Origin of the sequence: Agrobacterium fabrum str. C58 (assembly GCF_000092025.1) — a bacterium.
GTDB classification, from domain to species: domain Bacteria; phylum Pseudomonadota; class Alphaproteobacteria; order Rhizobiales; family Rhizobiaceae; genus Agrobacterium; species Agrobacterium fabrum.
The window spans coordinates 1,806,273-1,824,853 of record NC_003063.2 but is presented as its reverse complement, the minus strand read 5'-3'; the positions used below and the strand labels follow the sequence as shown (position 1 = coordinate 1,824,853).

Sequence of the window (18,581 nt, the reverse complement as noted above, 5' to 3'; positions counted from 1 at the left end):
TGGCATCAAGGCCGCAGGCTGAACCCGCGGCCTCGTACTTGCCGTGACTATCGAGCCTTACACCGCCCGCGCCCGCTTCACCTCCGCCTGCGTCCATTCCGGCAACCAGTCGCGGTGTGCGAGCAGTAGGTCGTCTACCAGCGACCATATCTGGTCGAGATCCAGTTCCGCCGCCGTGTGCGGGTCCATCATCGCCGCGTGGAAGATATGGGCACGGTTTTCGCTCATCAGCGCCCGCACCGTCAGTTCCTGCACGTTGATGTTGGTGCGCATCAGGGCGGTGAGTTGCGGCGGCAATTCGCCGATAAAGGTGGGCTGCACGCCGTTATGGTCGACAAGGCAGGGCACTTCTGCCGCGCAATCCGATGGGAGCGAGGTGATGCAGCCGTTGTTGCGCTGGTTGCCATAGATGACGGAGGGTTCGCCAGTCCAGACGGAGTTGATGATGGAGGAGGCATATTCCTTCGATTGCTTAACCTCGATCTTCTCGGCCGAACGATAGGCCGCCGCCTGCCCCTTCCAGCGCTCGATCTGTTCGATGCAGCGCTTCGGATATTCATCGAGCGGGATGCCGAATTTCTCGATCAGGTCGTCGCGCCCCTCCTTGATGAAATAGGGCGTATATTCGGCGAAATGTTCCGAGCTTTCGGTGACGAAATAACCGAGTCGCGTCAGCATCTCGTAACGCACCTTGTTGGGGCAACGCGGGTTCCAGCCGGGTTTTGGCGCACGGCCTTCGCGGTAGCCGCGCACGAGATCGGGATAGAGGTTCCTATAGCTGCCGTCGGGCTGGCGATGCTCGAATTCGAGGAAAAACGCCATGTGGTTGATGCCGGCCGAACGATAGCGGATCTCCTCATAAGGGATATCGAGATCATGGGCGAGTTCCATGGCCGTGCCCTGCACGGAATGGCAAAGGCCAACCTGCCGGATCGTCGGGTATTTCTCGGCAATCGCCCAGGTGTTGATCGCCATCGGGTTCACATATTGCAGCATGACGGCGTTGGGGCAGACGGCGAGGATATCCTCGCAGATTTTCCACAGATGCGGCACGGTGCGAAGACCACGCATGATGCCGCCGACGCCGAGCGTATCGGCAATGGTCTGGCGCAGGCCATATTTGCGCGGCACCTCGAAATCGGTAACCGTACAGGGTTCATATCCGCCGATCTGGAAGGCGACCACGACAAAATCGGCACCGGCAAGCGCCTTTTTCTGGTCGGTATAGGTCTCGGCTTTCGCCTTTGCCCCCAATGTCGAAATCAGCTTGTTGACGACGATGGCGCTTTCTTCCAGCCTCTCGCGATTGATGTCCATCAGCGCAATGGTGGCGCCCGAAAGGGCCGGACGCTGCAGCACGTCGCCGATGATGTTCTTCATGAACACCGTAGAGCCTGCGCCGATAAATGTGATCTTGGGATCTCTTGCCATGTCTACCTCCGGCATTGGGAATTCAAGCGATTTCAAAGGCGGCTCGTACAAGCCGCTGAGTATATTCGGTTTTAGGGTTGGTCAGCACGTCCTCGACGGGCCCTTCCTCGACGATCCTGCCGCCCTGCATGACGATGACGCGGTGGCAGAGCGCACGGACCACCTTCAGGTCGTGCGAGATGAACAGGTAACTCAGGCCGCGCTCGTCCTGCAGCTTGCGCAGGAGGTCGATGATCTGCGCCTGCACGGAAAGATCGAGCGCTGAGGTCGGTTCATCAAGCAGAATAAATTCCGGCTCCAGCGCCACGGCGCGGGCAATGGCGATGCGCTGGCGCTGGCCGCCGGAAAATTCGTGCGGGAAACGCGAGAGGATATTGCCCGGCATGCCCGCTGCCTCCAGCGCATCTCGCACCCGCTCCAGCCTTTCAGCCTTGGTTCTGCCAAGACCGTTAATGATGAGGCCTTCCTCGATAATCTGGCCGATGGTCATGCGCGGGTTGAGCGAAGCGAACGGGTCCTGAAACACGATCTGCATACGCGAGCGCAAGGGTCGCATTTCCGAGCGGGAGCGGCCATCCACCCTCTCGCCATCAAAGATCACCTCGCCTCCGACAGGCTCGTTCAACCGCAGCAGCGATTGCCCGAAGGTGGTCTTGCCGGAACCGGATTCACCAACGAGCCCCAGCGTCTCGTGTCGCTTGAGGGTCAGGCCGAGGCTGTCGACGGCGATCAGTTCCTTCAGTTCGGGTTTGAACAGGCCGCCATATCGCATCATGAAGGACACGCGCACGCCGCTTGCCGTCAGCAGCACGCCGGAATTTTCCGGCAGCGGTTTTGCCGTGCCACGCGGTTCGGAGGCAAGAAGCCTTTTCGTATAAGGATGCTGGGGCGCTGCAAACAGCCGCTCCGTGGTATTGTGCTCACGCATCTCGCCATGCTGCATGACATAGACGTAATCGGAAAACTGCTTCACGATCGTCAGGTCGTGGGTGATGAGAACCACGGCCATGCCGCGCTTCTTCTGCAAGTCTCGAATGAGGTTGAGGATCTGCGCTTGCACCGTCACATCGAGCGCGGTGGTGGGTTCGTCAGCAATCAGCACATCAGGATCATTGGAAAGCGCCATGGCAATCATCACACGCTGGCGCTGGCCGCCGGAAAGCTGGTGCGGATATTGTTTGAGCCGCGCCTCCGGCTCCGGTATCTGCACCTGCCGAAGAAGATCGAGCGCCCTCGCCTCCGCCTCTTTCCGGCTGAGCCTTGAATGAACCCGGATCGCCTCGACGATCTGGCTGCCGATCGTATAGATCGGGTTCAGCGAACTCATCGGTTCCTGAAAGATCATCGAGATGCGGTTACCGCGCAGCGCCCGGCGTTGCCGCGACGAAAACCTCAAGATGTCATCGCCGTTGAACCGCACAGTCGCGGACTTTGAAACCGAGGCCCGCTTTGTCAAAAGCCCCATGATGGTACGGGCCGTGACCGATTTTCCTGAACCGGATTCACCGACGATGGCAATCGTCTCTCCCCGGTAAAGCTGGAAGGAAATATCCTTCACTGCTTCCACGGTGCCGTGTTCCACCTTGAAGGTGACAGCAATATTGCGGGCATCGATGATGGCGTTATCCTGACGGTCATCGGCATCGAAGCGGATGGCGGGGGCGTAGGCGTTGTTCTGGGCAGCTACCATTTGCACGCTCCTCTCAATAGGGATCGACGGCATCGCGCAGGCCATCGCCCAGCGCGTTGAAGGCGAAAACCGTGACCAGCACGAAACCGACCGGGGCCAGGATCCACGGATAGGAACCGATGACGGAATAGGTCGCGGTATCCTGCAGCATCAACCCCCAGGAGATGAGCGGCGGCTTCACCGCAAAGCCGAGGAAACCGAGGAAGGATTCCAGGAGCACGACGCTTGGAATATGCAGGGTGACGGCAACGATCACGTGGCTCATCACATTCGGCAGAATGTGCTGGAAGATGATGCGCCGGTCGGTGGCCCCGACAGCAATCGCTGCCCGCACATAATCGATGCGCGCCAGCGCCAGCGTCTTGCCGCGCACCTCCCGCGACATCTGCGCCCAACCGAGCGCGGACATGACGCCGACCACGAAGAGGAGGAAAACAGTCGTCGGGGCGGTAACCGGAATGAGCGAGGTCAGCGCGAGATAAAGCGGCAATTGCGGGAAAGCGAGCACCACTTCTACGAAACGCTGCAACCAGGCATCCAGCGGCCCGCCGAAATAACCTGATATCAGGCCGACACTGGTGCCGATGACCGTGACGATGGCGACGACACTGAGTGCGATGGCGAGCGAGATGCGCGAGCCATAGATGGCGCGCGACAGCACGTCGCGTCCGAACTTGTCGGTGCCAAGAAAATGCACGGGCTTGCCATCCGTCGAGCCGAAGAAATGCCGGCTCATCGGGATGAGACCCAGAAGCCTGTATTCCGAGCCTTTGACGAAGAAGCCCAGATAAACCGGATTGTCATAGTCCGGCCCGACGATGGGCTGAAAAGTGACCGGATCGAGTTCTGCTGTGTCGGCAGTCGCATAGACGCGGGGGAAAGGACTGAAATTACCGTCCTTGTCGGTGAAACGAACCACTTGCGGCGGTGAGAAGCTGGCGTTGGTTTCCAGCGGGTTCATCGGCGCGAAGAAATCGGCAAAAATGGCGATCAGGATCAGCAAGGCCACCAGCACCAGCCCGAGCATGCCGGTAACCGAGCGTCTGAGACGCCGCCACACCAGCGCGAGATAGGACTCGTTACCCTGCGTGCCGCGTTCGGGCTTTGGCATAACCGCTGTTTCGTTTTTCAGGTCGTCAAATGCCATCATCTCAGGCCCTCCCGAATTCGCGAACACGTGGGTCAAGCATGGCGAGCAGCATATCGGCGATGATGTTGCCGACGATCAGCGTCGCGGCCAGCACCATCATGAAGGTGGCGGTGACATAGACGTCCCCCACCGCCATGGAGCCGACAATAGCGGGGCCGACTGTCGGCAGCGCGAAGATGATGGCGGTCTCGATCTCGCCACTCAGCATGTAGGGCAGCACCACGCCCTGATACATGACGAGCGGATGCACGGCATTCGGCACCGCATGGCGCATGATGACGGCGCCTTCCGAAAGACCTTTGGCACGGGCCGTCTCGACATATTGCGCATTCAGCGTGTCGAGCAGATTGCCGCGCATCACCCGCATATTGTAGGCAAGGCCGCCGAAGACAGCGATGGCGACCACCGGCCAGACATGGCTGACGAGATCGACGAATTTGCCCCACGACCATGGCGCGCCGCCATATTGCGGCGAGAAGAAGCTGCCGATCTCAGACACGTCGAAATGAAACACCATGAGGTAGACGAGGATCAGCGCCATCAGGAAGCGCGGGATCGTCATGCCAAGAAAGGCGATGGTGGAGAGCAGATTGTCGACCCAGGAATATTGCCGTGTCGCCGCCCAAATACCGAAGGCGATGCCGAGAACGGAGGCGAAGATGTGGCAGACCAGCGCCAGCGCAATGGTGCGCGGCAGGCGTTCGCCAACCACATCGGCGACCGGCTTGTTGTAATAGAAGCTGTAGCCAAAATCGCCGCGGGTGATGATGCCGCCGATCCAGTTGAAATATTGAATGACGAGCGGCTTATCGAGGCCGTGTTCGATACGATAGGCCTGCGCCTGCGCTTCCGCCTGTTCGAAGGACGCTCCGCCCTGGTTCATCAGTTGCGAGCGGATGTAGTCGGCATAATCGCCGGGCGGTGCCTGGATGATGGCGAAGGTCACCACGCTCAGGATCAGCAGCACCGGAATGGCGGATGCCACGCGTATCGTCAAAAATCTCAGCATCGAACGGTCTTCCTCGGTTTGGATTGGCCGTGTGTCTCCGGCCGCGCTTCACGCGCGACCGGTACCGGGTGTGCTCCGGGAGGAGTTCTTCAAGTTTCGCATTTCCGCAAGGAAAAGCAGTGTCCGCTTTTCCCGGATATGCTTCAGTTGATCGGCCCGCCCTCGCCCGGCTTGCCGGGAAGCTGCTGCGGGAAAAGTTCGTATTTCCCCTGCTTGTCGGCAGCCACCCACAGGCGTTCGCGGATGATGGCGTCTTCAGCCCAGTTGAACATGAAGATCGGCGTGCCCTGCGGCACATTCGAGAACCGCTTGTTGACGATGAGCGCGCCGGGATATTCGGTGAGACCGATCGTATAGAGGTTCTGCGTATAGACCTTCTGATATTGCTTCATCAGGTCCGCCCGTTCGGCATTGTCCTGCGAGGAGATGAATTTCCGCACGATGTCGGCCATCTCCTTTTCAAACGGCATCAGATCCAGCTCCTTGCCTTCGGGCGAGCGGTGGTTCCAGCTGGTGCGCGGGCCGACAGGGGCAAGCTGCTCGGTATTCTGCACCACGGAGGAAAGCTCGGTGGAGTTGCGCCGCACCAGCCAGTCGAACTGCCCGCCATAATGGGCGGCGTCACGCTGGTTGGAATCGAGGCTGTGGATGACGACACGCAGGCCGAGTTTCGCCATCTGGCCGACGAGGCCTTCCGCAAGGCTCTTGTCCGTCGCGTAGCCATTATTGACCAGAAGGGTAATTTCGACGTTGCGGCCACCCAGCGTTTCCTTGGGGAAATTCAGGAAACCATCGCCATCGGTGTCCTTGAGGCCAATCGAGGCGAGCGCCGCCTTGGCACCCTCAAGGTTGAAGGGGTAATAGACCGTCGAGGCGCGATCATAAAAGCTGGTGCCCGACGAAATGCCGCCCGGATAGATCGCCGTGAAAGGCCCCTTCACCAGGGAGTCACCAATCGCCTTGCGATCGAGAGCGGAAGTGACGGCTTGACGGAACACCTCGTTGCGGTTCAGCTCACGGATCGCTTGTCCCCGCTCGTCGGGATTGCCCCAGCCATTGGCGGAAAAATTCATCTGCAGATTATAACCGATGAGCCTCGGCCCGAAGGCAAGGCGGGCCGGCGCATTCGGGTCGGCAGCGCGTTTCAGCGACGCGACGAAATTCTCCGGCTGTTCGAGATTGGAGAAATCGCCCGATCCCGCCACGGCCTGCACATCGCGGTCCGCCCAAGTGGAAAGCTTGTAGTGAACTTCGTTCAAATAGGGCAGCTGCTGGCCCTTCTCATCCACCTTCCAGTAATAGGGATTACGACGCAGGACGATGAGATCATCAGGCCGATATGACACCGGCACCCATGCGCCCATGACCGGCATGTTCATATATTCCGGCGGGAAAGCGTTCTTGAACTGGTTATAGGTGTTCTTGGAATATTTCGGGTGCTGGGGTTTCAGAATATGCGACGGCCCGGGGCAGAAGCTCGGATAGGCCATGGTGTAAAGATATTGCTTGGGGAAAGCCGCCTTGAAGGTCCATTCGACGGTATAGTCATCGATCTTCTTGAGCGTCGTTCCCTCACCGAAAGCCTCGGGCGATGCGCCGCCGCCAAGCGGTGAGACGTTTGGATCGACGACGGCGTCTTCCCAGTAGAACATTACATCATCGGCGTTGAAGGCTTCGCCATCTGACCATTTCGCGCCCTTGACGAGATGCATCGTCAGCGTGTGGCCGTCTTCAGACCATTCCCAGCTTTTCGCCAGATTGGGCAGCGGTTCGGTGTCCTTGGCATCCACCTGGAAGAGCGGCGCAGTGCGCGTCAGGCATTCGGAAAGGGCGATATCGATGCCGCCCCAGCCCTGGCTCTGGCCGGCAATGTAGTTCCAGCCCTCGGGCCTGCCGCCAACGACATGGCGCATCGTGTCACCGTAAACGCCGACACCGTCAGGCATGTTGCCGGTCTTGTAGACCAGCGGCTCTTCCGGCAGGCGCTCCTTCAGCGGCGGCAGCTTGCCGGCCTTCTCGAATTTCTCGGTGATCCAGTCAGGTTCGCTGTAGCTTGGCAGCGCCTTGAATTCGAGGATCGTGTCGCGCGCCACATAGTTGATCTTGCCTTCCGCCGGAAATTGCGGTGGTTCCGGCGGCGTGGTGGTTTCGAAGGCATTCGCACTGAGTGCGATCATCGAAACACCAAGGCCCAATGCCGAGATGATACCGATCTTGCGTTGAAGTTGCATCGTCATTCCTCCCAAATGGCAGCTCTTCGACCGCCCACCCTCTGTGATCGTTATGGCCGGACGGCGAACTCCCTTCCGCCGCCGGCCTTTTTTCATGCTTTTCCTCAGACAGCCTTTTTCAGAGCCGATTTTTCGGCCCGCAATTCCTCGATGGAGCGCACGTTGCGGCGCGCAGCCCCCGCCCAGTCACGCGTCTTGACGGTGGATTTCGCCAGCCGCTCCTTGGCAGCCGGCACGGCATCGGCATATTGCGGCAGCCAGCGTGCCTGCGCGACGACCATCTCGTCCACCATCTGCCAGACCTCCTCCGGGGTGGCGACGGCACCCACGAGCGGGTCATGCAGCACGGCAAGCTTCAGGAGATCGATATCGCCGCTCACCGCCGCATGCACCGACATGCGCTGCACATTGATCGAAGCCATGCAGGTCGCGGCACAGGCTTCTGGCAGCGTGATGCCCGACACCATATTGATGCCGAAACGATCGACGAAACCGGGCGACTCAATGATCGCGTCGGAAGGAAGGTTGGTGATGACGCCGTTGTTCTTGACGTTGAAATGGCCGCGATAGACACGCCCGGTCTCAAGCGCTTCCAGAATGTGGCTCGCATGTTCGTTAGAGCGTTTCGCCGGCTCGATGGGCTTGGCGGCGGAGGCCAGGAATTGCGGAAACTCGGTTTCGAACCAGTTGCGCGTTTCGGTAGAGTGGCGCAAATAACCGCCGGTTTCGCCGTGGATCCAGTCGGACATGTCGATCCAGCGGGCGATTTCTTCCGGCCGTTTGCGATACCACGGCAGATATTCGGAGAGATGGCCGTTGCTCTCGGTCGAATAGACACCGAAGCGCTTCAGCACATCGATGCGCAACTTTTCCTGCTGCGAAAAGACCGGATGCGCCTCGAAGGCAGCGACCAGCTCGTCCTTTTCGATTCTGCGGCCGTTGAGCCTCAGATCGATGAACCATGTCTGGTGGTTGATACCGGAGCAGATGTAATCCAGCTCGGACGGGGATTCCGCACCGAGAATTTCGGCGATCTGTTCCGCGCCGTGCTGCACGCCGTGGCAGAGACCGACCGTATCCACCTTGCCATATTCGATGGCCGCCCAGGTGTTCATGGCCATGGGGTTGGCATAGTTCAGGAATTTTGCGCCTGGTGCGGCGACTTCGCGGATATCCTTGCAGAAATCCAGAATGACCGGAATGTTGCGCTGGCCATAGAGTATGCCGCCGGCGCAGATCGTATCGCCCACGCATTGGTCGATGCCATATTTCAGCGGAATACGGATATCGTCGGCATAGGCTTCGAGACCACCAACCCGCACGCAGCTGATGATATATTTCGCCCCCTCCAGCGCCCGGCGGCGATCGGTATCCGCTGTCACCTTCACCGGAAAACCATTGGCCTCGACGATCTTTTCGAGGATCGCCTTGATCATATCGAGATTGTGCTGGCTGATATCCGTCAGCGCGACTTCGATATCACGAAATTCCGGCACGCACAGGAGATCGGTGAACAGTTTTTTCGTGAAACCGACGCTGCCTGCGCCAATAATAGCGATTTTGAAACTCATAGCGCCACCTCTGTTGCAAATCGAACGGGTGAAACGGGCCAAAGGATCGTGAAATGGCGCTGCAGAAAAATACCCGTAAGAATCCCGGAAAACCGGCCCTCTTCCCAATTTTTCAGCAACAATATCCCGCTGGCTGTCTCCTCGGATCGGGATTATGCGTATAAAGAGGGAGAGGACCAGAGAAGGATTATGCTTTCATGGGTAATTTTGTGCTGCGGGATTTGATCGATCAGGGACCCGGCATGCGCACCGTCTCGCTGCCGCGCGGCCGCCAGACGCTACACACCATGCCGACCAGCAGCGGTTATGAAATCCGCCGAGGCGGTAATTATGACTGGGACGGGCGCAAGCGTGGGCAGACGCCCTTCACCGTCCTGCAATATTGCATCGCCGGACAGGGCAACCTGCGTTACGAGAACCGCCATTATGTGGTGAGGCCGGGTGAAACCCTGCTGCTGCTGATCCCTCACAATCACCGTTACTGGCTGGAAGACGGAAAGGAATGGGAATTCTTCTGGATTTCCATGAATGGCGAGGAAGCCCTGCGCATTCACCGCAATATCCTCTCCGTCACCGGCCCGATCCTCAAGCTCCAGCAAGAAACCGTCGATCATCTTGCGGAATGCTGCTCGCGCCTCGTCAATGGCGCAGAAACGCCGGGGGCTGCTTCGGCTGTCGCCTATGAGGCGGCGATGACGCTTTATGACGATGTCTTCGGCTCGCACCCCTCCTTTGGCGGCGAATATCGCACCCTGCAACAGGTGCTAAGTTATATCGACAGCCATCTCGGCGAGCGGCTCTCGGTGAGCGACCTTGCGGCGGTGGCCGGCCTCAGCCGGGCGCATTTTTCCCGCATCTTCACGGCGAGCGAAGGTCTGCCTCCGGCGGAATTCGTCCTGCAGCGGCGGCTCAGGCGTGCAGCCAAACTTCTCACCACCGCCGCGAACATTCCCATCAAGGAGGTTTCGGTGCTGTGTGGCTTCGAGGATCCGAACTATTTCTCGAAGGTTTTCCGCAGGCTTTACGGCATCAATCCCAGCGAATTTCGCACCACCGGCATGTATGCGAGCATTCGGCAGGGCTAAAGAAATGCGACTTGGTTTTGACATGTTTCAGGCGATTAAGGATGAACGGTTACGCCGTTTTTGGAGACCGATAGAGGTGAACAGCAAAATCAGGACGATCCTCATCTTTCCGATCAGGGCAATCATCGTTTTCGCCCTCGTTCTCGACGGTATTTTCCGCCCGCTCTACCGGCCGGTCATCAGGGCCATATCAAACCTGACATTCATCCGGCGGCTGGAAAACCGGATCGCGCAGCTGCCGCGCCTTGCCATTCTTCTCTGTCTTGCCGTTCCCTTTGCGATTGCCGAGCCGATGAAGGTCGTCGGTCTCGTCCTCATCGCCCATGGCGCTTTCAAGTCAGGGGTGGCTCTGACGATCCTTGCCCATCTCTCGACCTTCCTGATTGTGGAGCGCATCTATCACGCGGGCCGGGAAAAGCTACTTACCTATGGCTGGCTGGCCTGGATCATGCGTTATGTGCGCTTTGCCCGTGCCTTTTACGATCGCGCCAAGGCTTCGGCCCTGAGCTGGATCCGGCTGCGCCTTCTGGCGCAGTAGCGATAACCGTCACCGTCTGCGTCGCAACCTCTTCAGAAGATATTCCGCAAGTGCGGTGGACTGCAGCGAAACCAGGATGATGGCAATGCCGAGCACGACGCGGTTTTCCGGCACTTCATCAAACAGGAAATATCCGACAGCCGTGACGAACAGGATAGACAGGTAACCGACGGGTGCAAGAACGCTGGCATCGGCGATGCGATAGGCCCGTAGAAAACAATATTGCCCCATCTGTGCCAACAATCCGATGCCGAGCAGCGCAACCCAGTCGAATGAGGCCACCGGCTTCCACGTCCAGATCGCCGGAATGGCGGTGATGACCGCCAACCCGACCGTGTAGAAGACCATCATGACGGTGGTGTTCTCCTGCCGCAGTGCCCGGGTCTGGATCACCGCCAGCGCGCCGAACACCACCGACACCAGAACGACAAGCACGCCGACGCCAAACTCCGCGCCATCAGGCCCGATGACAACAAGAACGCCGACAAATGCAAGACTAGCCCCCACCCAGCGAAAACGGCTCACAGTCTCGCCAAGAAAGGCAACGGCCATCGCCATCGTCACCAATGGCCGGGAAAAGCCAACGGCATTGACGGTCGCAAGCGGCAAGAGGGTGATGGCGATGAAATTGCTGGTGAGTGCGATGGCGTTGCAGCAGATGCGAAAGAGGTTGCGCCAGGGATATTTGACACGCACCATCTCTCCCCTGTGTCGCCAGATCAGCGGCAGGATGAAGATCAGACCGACCATCGCCCTGATAAAGACGAGCTGGAACGCGGGATAGGTGACGCCCTGCGCCTTGACGAGCGCGGTCATGCCACCCGAGACGAGGGTCATGTCCAGCAACAGCCAGCCAACGCCCGCGCGTGTATCCGTTTCGCGCGGGTTTTCCTGTTTCTCACTTTGGCCGTCGCCATTCACGCCGGCTGCACGAGATTGGCCATCAGGCGGAACGCCCCCGGCACAAGCTTGTCCATCTGGTGATGCAGCACAAGGCTGGTATGGGTGTGCCGGCCCTTGCCGATGACACCGGAAACCAGCGCGCCCTTCAGCGGCTGTTCGTCGACATCATGCATCGCAAGCAAGGGCTCGTAGACATCATCCCAGCGCGAGGCGAAATAGAGCCCGCGCTCCTTGTCCCAGCCCGTCCAGTCGGCGGCATCGATGACGTTGGGGCCTGTCAGCAGCGGATGATCGGGCAAAAGAACCGTCACCTCCGCTTTCGGGTCCGTCACTCGCCAGCGCAGTGACGGCTTGCCGATTTCGAGACGCCGAACCGGCGTTGTCTCCGGGTTCCAACCATCCGTCGGACGATGATAGAGCGTAACCAGATGCCCGCCATTCTCCACGAAACGATGAAGCTTATCCGTTGCTGCGGCGAGATCCCTGCGGATGCCGAAGGCGAATATGCCGACGACAATGGTGGTGAAGGAGGAGAGATCGCCGCCGAGCGCCTGTGCATCGAGTTCGGTGACATTGAGACCCATTCGCGCAAGCCACAGGCCCACCCTGTCGGCACCGCCACCAACATACCCCACGCGGGCGCCCTCAGGCAGTTTGAGGTCCAGCGAGAGGATTTTGAGGACGGAAGGGGCAAGAAACCTCGCCCTGCCAATATGGGGATAGGCGATGGGGGTGATTTGGAAGGCGGGTTGTGAACCGACGCTCGCTTCAATCTCAGCAAGGCCGAGCGCCGTTCCTTCCGTGCGTTCGGCCACCCAGTCATCACCACTCTTGCGCACGCTCCAGCCACCGGCAGCGCGGAACGAAACCGGTGCATCAGCACCCTTGATGTGGACCTGAAAACCCTGTGCACCCTGCCCTTGCCCAAGCGGAACCAGCAGCGCCTCAGGCGAGATCGTCAGCGATTGCGCGGGCGTCACAAAAAACGGTTCCTCCAGATCGTAGAGGGCGGAAACCTGACGGTCTTCAACCTTTGCGGAAAGGCGCACCGAGGCATGGCCATTGCCGCCCGCTGCTTTCCAGTCCGGCTGATAGAGCCCGGAAACCGGGGTATCCTGATCGGCCGCAAGCGAAAAGACCAGCGTCTGGCCACGCGACTGAACCGACGACAAAACACCTGAAGGCAGGACCGGGGCGATCTCAACTTCAAATTCAGCCGCCCTATCGGCCAACTCCACAGAAAGGGCCGACCTTCCACCGGGAACGATCTGCGCCGGTTCGGCATAGGCGCGCTCGAAAAGATCAAGCGCCGTCAGAATGGCAGCATCAACCTGCGCACGTTTGCGCGCAATCCTGTGCCCATGCAACGCCTTGAAATCCACGCCCGCGGTCTCATCTACCGTCTGCAATAGCGCAGCAGCGTTCAGGAGTTGTACCGTTATCCGCTTTCTGTCGGGAAAGGCCGAGATTGCCTCGGTGATAGCTCGTTCCGCCTCCGCCAGCGCATTGGCCAATTCGGCATCCAGTCCCGGGAAAGTGGCAAGGTCGGCAAGGGAAGACGGCAGATTGTCTAAGATCGATCCTTCCTCGCCACCTGCACCGCTGGAAAGTTCGAGATGCAGCGGCCAGACTTCCTGCGCCTGCTTCGGCCAATGGCCCATCCCCTGTGACGCGTGGTAATAACGCGACCACTCGCCGATGCGGTCATATTGCGCACCGGTCGCCTGTTCCTTGCCCAGCGCGTTCACTGTCAGCGTTGTTTCCGGCGGCGGTATTTCGTCGTCATAGGTATCGCCCCCGCCCGACCATGCCGGCAGATAGAACTTCGCCACCTGCCACGGTTTGAGCCCCTCGGAAAAATGCTCCGGATAAGCCGAAGGATCGGCGGCCAGCGTGATCGCGCTTTTCGCCGCGCGCGTCATGGCGCGGTGGTGACCGTGCTGCCCCGGCACGTCGAGAAAGGTCGGGATGACGATATCCGGCCGTTCCTTGCGATAGGCGCGCACTAGTCTTTCGACAATGCGGTTCTGGCCCCAGCGCCCAAAAGTCTGGTCGCCATCCTTGGAGAAACCAAAATCGTGGATGATATCCGCCGGGCCATGGCCGAGCCAGCTGATGTCGGCATCGATGACACGCGCGGCCTCCTCCAGCTCCCGCGAGCGGATGACGCCGAGCGCGCCGAGCCGCTCCGGACCCAGCGCATTCTGCCCGCCCTCGCCACGCGTCGAGCAAGCAATGATGGTTCGCATGCCCAGTTCCGTGCGGAAATAGGCGAGAAGCCCGTTCTGCTCATCGTCGGGATGCGCGCCAGTATGCATGACGGTGACGGTGGATTTCAGCGCGCTCAGCTTGCGGTGCAGGCGAATGAGCCATGGATCGGCCATCTGCCGTTCGATGCGCTCCCGGGGGTTAAGCATGGGCGGTCTCCTCCAATATTCAGCCGGGCACCTGCGTTGCGGCACCCGAGGACGTCTCGAGTTTTGGTGTGACGATGTCGAACAGCGGCAAGGCGGCAGCGCCGAGCGCTGCCGTCAACTGTCCGGATTTGCCGTGCATGACGCGCGGCAGTTCCCGCTGCCTGCGGCTTGCGACTGAAGTCGGCAGATGCCCCATGCGCTGAATGATCTCACTGATGATGGCTTCAGGCAGTGCGCCGCCGAGAATGACCGTCTGCGGATCGAGAATGTTTTCCAGCATCGCAACCATGGGCGCCAGATGGGCCGCGGCCTCGTCGATCCACTCCATCACGACAGGATGGCCGGCCTTGAACAGGGCTTCGAGATCGTCAAGCTCCGTATCGGCAACACCGACGTGCCGAAGTTTTTCCTTCAGCACGTAAGCGGAGGCGTAAGCTTCGAGACACCCTCTCTGCCCGCAGGAGGGGCAAAGCCTGCCCTTCGGTGAAACGGTGACATGGCCGATTTCGCCGGCATTTCCGAACGCGCCGCGATAGGGCGCGCCATCCTGAATGATGCCGAGACCGATACCGACGCCGAAATAGATCATGCAGAAATTCGGGATCGCCAGTCCCGCACCGAACAGGCGTTCGCCGACGGCGGCGGCCGTCGCATCGTTTTCCACCACGACCTGCTGGCCGCAGGCCTCGCTCAGCATCTGCCGGGCATCGATACCCACCCAACCGGAAAGTGTCGTCGGTCCGACGGAGGTCATGCCATCGATCTCGAAAGGGCCGGGCATGACGACGCCGGTGCCGAGCAGTCGGCATCCGACATTTTTCGCAACCGCGGCATGTTCCGCCGCAAAGGTTTTGAGGATGGCTTCCGGTGTCGTATCCTTGAGCGGCGTGACACGATGGGTGCGCAGCACTCCCGCCAGATCGAGGCCGACGGTGACCATATGGTCAGCGGCGATTTCCACGCCGATCGTCGCGCCGCCGTCGGGATTGACAGCGAACTGGATCGGCGGCTGGCCCCTGCCGGTGCGACGGCGGCCGAGTTCCTTCAGCAATTCCTCACCCACCAGCTCATCGACGATATTGGCGACTGCCTGGGCTGTCAGATGGGTGATCTTGGCGATCTGGGCGCGGCCAAGCGAGCCGTGCCGGCGCACAAGGTCGAGGACGACTCGCCTGTTGTGCTCGCGGCTGCGCTCAGGATTTTTTCCGATTGCTACGGGATAGGTATCTACCGTGTGCACCGTCATCTCTTCCATTTCCCCGTCCCTAAGAAAATTCATAACGTCCAAATGACGATAAGCGCAATACAATAATTCAAGTAAATTATCTTATTGACAAATGCCCGTGTTCGGAGAACCGTAGAGAACGACCGGGGGTCAGGCTCGTATGGGGTGGGATACGGAAATTCCCGTGACCAACCGAGCCAATGAGCGCGCGCGAAAGCGCGGATAAAGGGAACGATCACTCCGCATCCGGAAGACCGGACGGAGGAAATGGAGGGTTACATGCGCAGGGCAACTCTGTTCGCCGGCTTGGTCGCCGGTTTCAGCACATTTGCATTCAACGCCGCGCAGGCAGTTGAAATCGAATATTGGCAATATGTCTTCGACACACGCGTGAAGGCCATGGATGAGCTGATCGCGGAATTCCAGAAGGCCAATCCTGATATCACCGTCAAGCAGGTGACCTTTCCTTACGCCGATTACCAGACACGCGTCATTGCCGCCAATCTTTCCGGCAAGGGCCCTGACGTGATGCAGCTGTTCTATGGCTGGCTGGACAAGTTCGCGGCTGGCGGCATTCTGCAGCCGCTGCCTAAAGATGCCTTCCCCCATGACAAGATCGAGAGCGAATTCTTCCCGATCGTCAGCGCCATGAAACGCGGCGACGATTATTACGGCCTGCCGACGGCGGTTCGCTCGCTGGCGCTGTTCTACAACAAGAAGCTCTTCACCGAAGCGGGCCTCGACGCCGCCAATCCGCCGAAGACGCTTGATGAATTCGTTGCCGCAGCGGAAAAGATCGCCAAGCACGACGCCGCCGGAAACCTGACAGTTGCAGGTTCCACGCTCGACATGGGCGGCCAGGACCACCAGTGGTGGCGTGAAGTCCTCATTCGCCAATATGGCGGCGAGCCCTATGCCGACAACGACCAGAAAGTGACCTATAATAGCGAGCCGGGTATTCAGGCCCTGAAATTTTACACCAGCCTGCAGCTTGAAAAGAAGATCGGTCAGGTCGGCTTCATGGATGAAGGCCAGGCAGCATTCCGCGCCGGCAAGGCCGGCATGACCATCGACGGCACCTTCCGGCTGGGTTCGTTCCGCACCATCAAGGATTTTGAGTGGGGCGTGACCGAGCTTCCCACCAATGACAAGAACATCCGCTCCAACTATGCGAGCTACTTCGCCAATGGCATCAGCGCCAAGACCACGGGTGAAGAACTCGAGGCCTCCAAGAAGTTCCTCGCTTATATCTCTTCGCCAGAGGCCATGGCGATCTGGCTGAAGACCGTGGGCGAACTGCCGGCGCGGCGCTCTGCGGCGCTGACCGAAGAAAACCTGAAGGACCCGATCTACGCGCCGTTCCTGAAGGGTCTGGAGTATGCCCATACAACGCTGTTCATGGATGAGGCTGCCCAGCGGCAGAACGCCATCGACATGACCAACCGGGTGCTGCTCGAAGGTCAGTCGGTCGAAGATTCCGTCAAACAGGCCGCCGAGGCCGAGCAGGAAATCATCGACGCGGCGAAACCCTGAAAACCGCAGGTTCAGACATGACAGCGATAGATCAACAGGGGGCGGCATCCGGCCGCCCCGGCGGCTCCCTCGGAGATCGCTTTTCCATGCGCACGAAACGGCTTTTGTGGATCTGGAGCTTTCTGGCGATCCCGATCCTGTTTTACAGCGTCATCCGGTTTTACCCGACGCTGCAGGCTTTCTATCTGTCCTTCACCAACTGGGATCTGCTGCGGCCGGCAAAGTTCATCGGCATCGCCAATTACGTCAAGCTGTTCAAGGACCCGCAATTCTGGAAGGTGTTCAAAAACACCTTCACCTATCTCATCGTCGGCACGCCGATCAGCCTTGTGCTGGCTTTCGTCATCGCCTTTTATCTCGACCGGGTGCGCATTCTGCACGGGTTCATCCGCGCGCTTTATTTCCTGCCCTATCTGACGACGGCCGCCGCCATGGCCTGGGTCTGGCGCTGGTTTTATCAGCCGCCGCCCATCGGCATCATCAACGACGTGCTCGGCATGATCGGCATTCCCCAGCAACCATTTATCCGCTCCACCGATCAGGCGCTTTATTCCGTCATGGTAACCGCCATCTGGGCGGGGCTCGGCTTCCAGATCATCATCTTCATGGCCGGCCTGCGCGCCATTCCAACAACATTTTACGAAGCCGCCCGCATCGACGGACTGGGTGAATGGGCGATCCTGCGCAAGATCACGCTTCCGCTCCTGAAGCCTACCACCGTTTTCCTCGTGGTGTTTTCCTCGATTGGTTTCCTGCGGATTTTCGACCAGGTCTATAACATGACCACCAATGATCCGGGCGGGCCACTCGGGTCCACCAAACCGCTGGTACTGATGATCTACCAGACCGCGTTCAATTCCTATGCAATGGGGTATGCCGCTGCGCAGACGGTCGTCCTGTTCACCATTCTTCTTGCCGTGTCGCTGGTCCAGCTCTGGGTGCTGAGGGAAAAGAAATGAGCGAAGCCTTGCCACTCTCCCACGCCCGCATCCGCCCCGGCCGCATCGTCGCCTGGACGCTGCTGTTCATTGGCGGCCTGATCATGGTTTCGCCGCTGCTGTTCATGTTCGCGACCTCGTTCAAGACGGCGGATCAGGTCTATGATCTCAGGCTCATTCCCGCGGCACCGACAATTGCGAACTACATGACCGTGATGGCCGATGGCCGTTTCCTGCGCTGGTTCTTCAACTCGACGCTGGTTGCGGTTCTCGTCACCGTCTCCAACTGCTTTTTCGACAGTCTGGTCGGTTATACCCTGGCGAAATTCGAGTTTCGCGGGCGCTACTTCATCTTCCTCGCCATTCTTTCCACGCTGATGATACCGACGGAAATGCTGGTCATTCCCTGGTATCTGATGTCCAGCCAGCTGGGCTGGCTCGACAGCTACTGGGGCATCATGTTCCCCGGCATGATGACGGCCTTCGGCACCTTCCTGATGAAACAGTTTTTCGAGACCGTTCCGAACGACTTCCTCGAGGCGGCACGCGTCGACGGGCTCAACGAATTCCAGATCTGGTGGAAAGTCGCCCTGCCACTGGTGACGCCGGCGCTCTCCGCACTCGCGATCTTCACCTTCCTCGGCAACTGGACAGCCTTCTTCTGGCCGCTGATCGTCACGACAAGCAAGGAACTCTACACCCTGCCGGTCGGTCTTTCGAGCTTCGCGGTGGAACAGCAAATCCAGTGGGAAATGATCATGACGGGCGCAGCCATTGCGACCATCCCCACCCTCATCGTCTTCATCGTCCTGCAACGCTACATCGTTCGCGGTGTGATGCTGGCGGGCCTGAAAGGATAA

General features: G+C 59.4%; 14 protein-coding genes. 5 read left to right on the top strand and 9 right to left on the bottom strand.

Annotation, left to right across the window (positions count from 1 at the left end; all coding sequences use genetic code 11):
* Positions 1 to 57: 57 nt before the first annotated feature.
* The 6 genes from melA (ATU_RS21880) to melA (ATU_RS21855) all read right to left on the bottom strand — a co-directional run bounded on the left by melA (ATU_RS21880) (position 58) and on the right by melA (ATU_RS21855) (position 9,082).
* A complete protein-coding gene (gene melA, locus ATU_RS21880) occupies positions 58 to 1,431 on the bottom strand; it encodes an alpha-glucosidase/alpha-galactosidase (RefSeq protein WP_006312416.1) in 1,374 nt (457 codons plus the stop codon).
* 22 nt (positions 1,432 to 1,453) lie between these two features.
* Positions 1,454 to 3,121: an ABC transporter ATP-binding protein gene (locus ATU_RS21875; RefSeq protein WP_010974058.1), complete on the bottom strand. Its 1,668-nt coding sequence runs from the start codon at positions 3,119 to 3,121 to the stop codon at positions 1,454 to 1,456.
* 13 nt (positions 3,122 to 3,134) lie between these two features.
* Positions 3,135 to 4,271, bottom strand: a complete 1,137-nt coding sequence (locus ATU_RS21870) for an ABC transporter permease (protein ID WP_010974057.1) — start codon at positions 4,269 to 4,271, stop codon at positions 3,135 to 3,137.
* A gap of 1 nt (position 4,272) precedes the next feature.
* Positions 4,273 to 5,280: an ABC transporter permease gene (locus ATU_RS21865; RefSeq protein WP_010974056.1), complete on the bottom strand. Its 1,008-nt coding sequence runs from the start codon at positions 5,278 to 5,280 to the stop codon at positions 4,273 to 4,275.
* A gap of 143 nt (positions 5,281 to 5,423) precedes the next feature.
* Positions 5,424 to 7,511, bottom strand: coding sequence for an ABC transporter substrate-binding protein (locus ATU_RS21860; RefSeq protein ID WP_010974055.1), 2,088 nt, complete (start codon positions 7,509 to 7,511; stop codon positions 5,424 to 5,426).
* Positions 7,512 to 7,615: 104 nt separating this feature from the next.
* Positions 7,616 to 9,082 carry an alpha-glucosidase/alpha-galactosidase gene (gene melA / locus ATU_RS21855; RefSeq protein ID WP_010974054.1) on the bottom strand — a complete coding sequence of 489 codons (1,467 nt, stop codon included), beginning with the start codon at positions 9,080 to 9,082 and terminating at the stop codon, positions 7,616 to 7,618.
* Positions 9,083 to 9,279: 197 nt separating this feature from the next.
* Here melA (ATU_RS21855) and ATU_RS21850 point away from each other — a divergent pair, with 197 nt between their 5' ends.
* Complete coding sequence (locus tag ATU_RS21850; RefSeq protein WP_010974053.1) at positions 9,280 to 10,167, top strand: AraC family transcriptional regulator; 888 nt, start codon at positions 9,280 to 9,282, stop codon at positions 10,165 to 10,167.
* Between the two features lie 76 nt (positions 10,168 to 10,243).
* Complete coding sequence (locus ATU_RS21845; RefSeq protein ID WP_035257209.1) at positions 10,244 to 10,705, top strand: hypothetical protein; 462 nt, start codon at positions 10,244 to 10,246, stop codon at positions 10,703 to 10,705.
* A 9-nt stretch (positions 10,706 to 10,714) separates the two neighbouring features.
* Here the strand turns inward: ATU_RS21845 and ATU_RS21840 are convergent, their stop codons facing one another.
* The 3 genes from ATU_RS21840 to ATU_RS21830 are packed head-to-tail and all read right to left on the bottom strand — an operon-like array spanning position 10,715 to position 15,271.
* Positions 10,715 to 11,626 (bottom strand): DMT family transporter, encoded by a 912-nt coding sequence (locus tag ATU_RS21840; RefSeq protein ID WP_010974051.1) that lies wholly within the window; start codon positions 11,624 to 11,626, stop codon positions 10,715 to 10,717.
* A complete protein-coding gene (locus ATU_RS21835) occupies positions 11,623 to 14,025 on the bottom strand; it encodes a PIG-L family deacetylase (protein WP_010974050.1) in 2,403 nt (800 codons plus the stop codon). The genes ATU_RS21840 and ATU_RS21835 overlap by 4 nt, the downstream gene beginning before the upstream one ends.
* Positions 14,026 to 14,044: 19 nt before the next feature.
* A complete protein-coding gene (locus tag ATU_RS21830; protein ID WP_010974049.1) occupies positions 14,045 to 15,271 on the bottom strand; it encodes an ROK family transcriptional regulator in 1,227 nt (408 codons plus the stop codon).
* Between the two features lie 246 nt (positions 15,272 to 15,517).
* Here ATU_RS21830 and ATU_RS21825 point away from each other — a divergent pair, with 246 nt between their 5' ends.
* Genes ATU_RS21825 through ATU_RS21815 form a run of 3 tightly spaced genes read left to right on the top strand, consistent with a single transcriptional unit; the run spans position 15,518 to position 18,581 of the window.
* Positions 15,518 to 16,783 carry an extracellular solute-binding protein gene (locus tag ATU_RS21825; RefSeq protein WP_010974048.1) on the top strand — a complete coding sequence of 422 codons (1,266 nt, stop codon included), beginning with the start codon at positions 15,518 to 15,520 and terminating at the stop codon, positions 16,781 to 16,783.
* 17 nt (positions 16,784 to 16,800) lie between these two features.
* The gene (locus tag ATU_RS21820; RefSeq protein ID WP_010974047.1) at positions 16,801 to 17,742 is read left to right on the top strand and encodes a carbohydrate ABC transporter permease; all 942 of its coding nucleotides are present in this window, start codon (positions 16,801 to 16,803) and stop codon (positions 17,740 to 17,742) included.
* Positions 17,739 to 18,581 (top strand): carbohydrate ABC transporter permease, encoded by an 843-nt coding sequence (locus tag ATU_RS21815; protein WP_006312430.1) that lies wholly within the window; start codon positions 17,739 to 17,741, stop codon positions 18,579 to 18,581. The genes ATU_RS21820 and ATU_RS21815 overlap by 4 nt, the downstream gene beginning before the upstream one ends.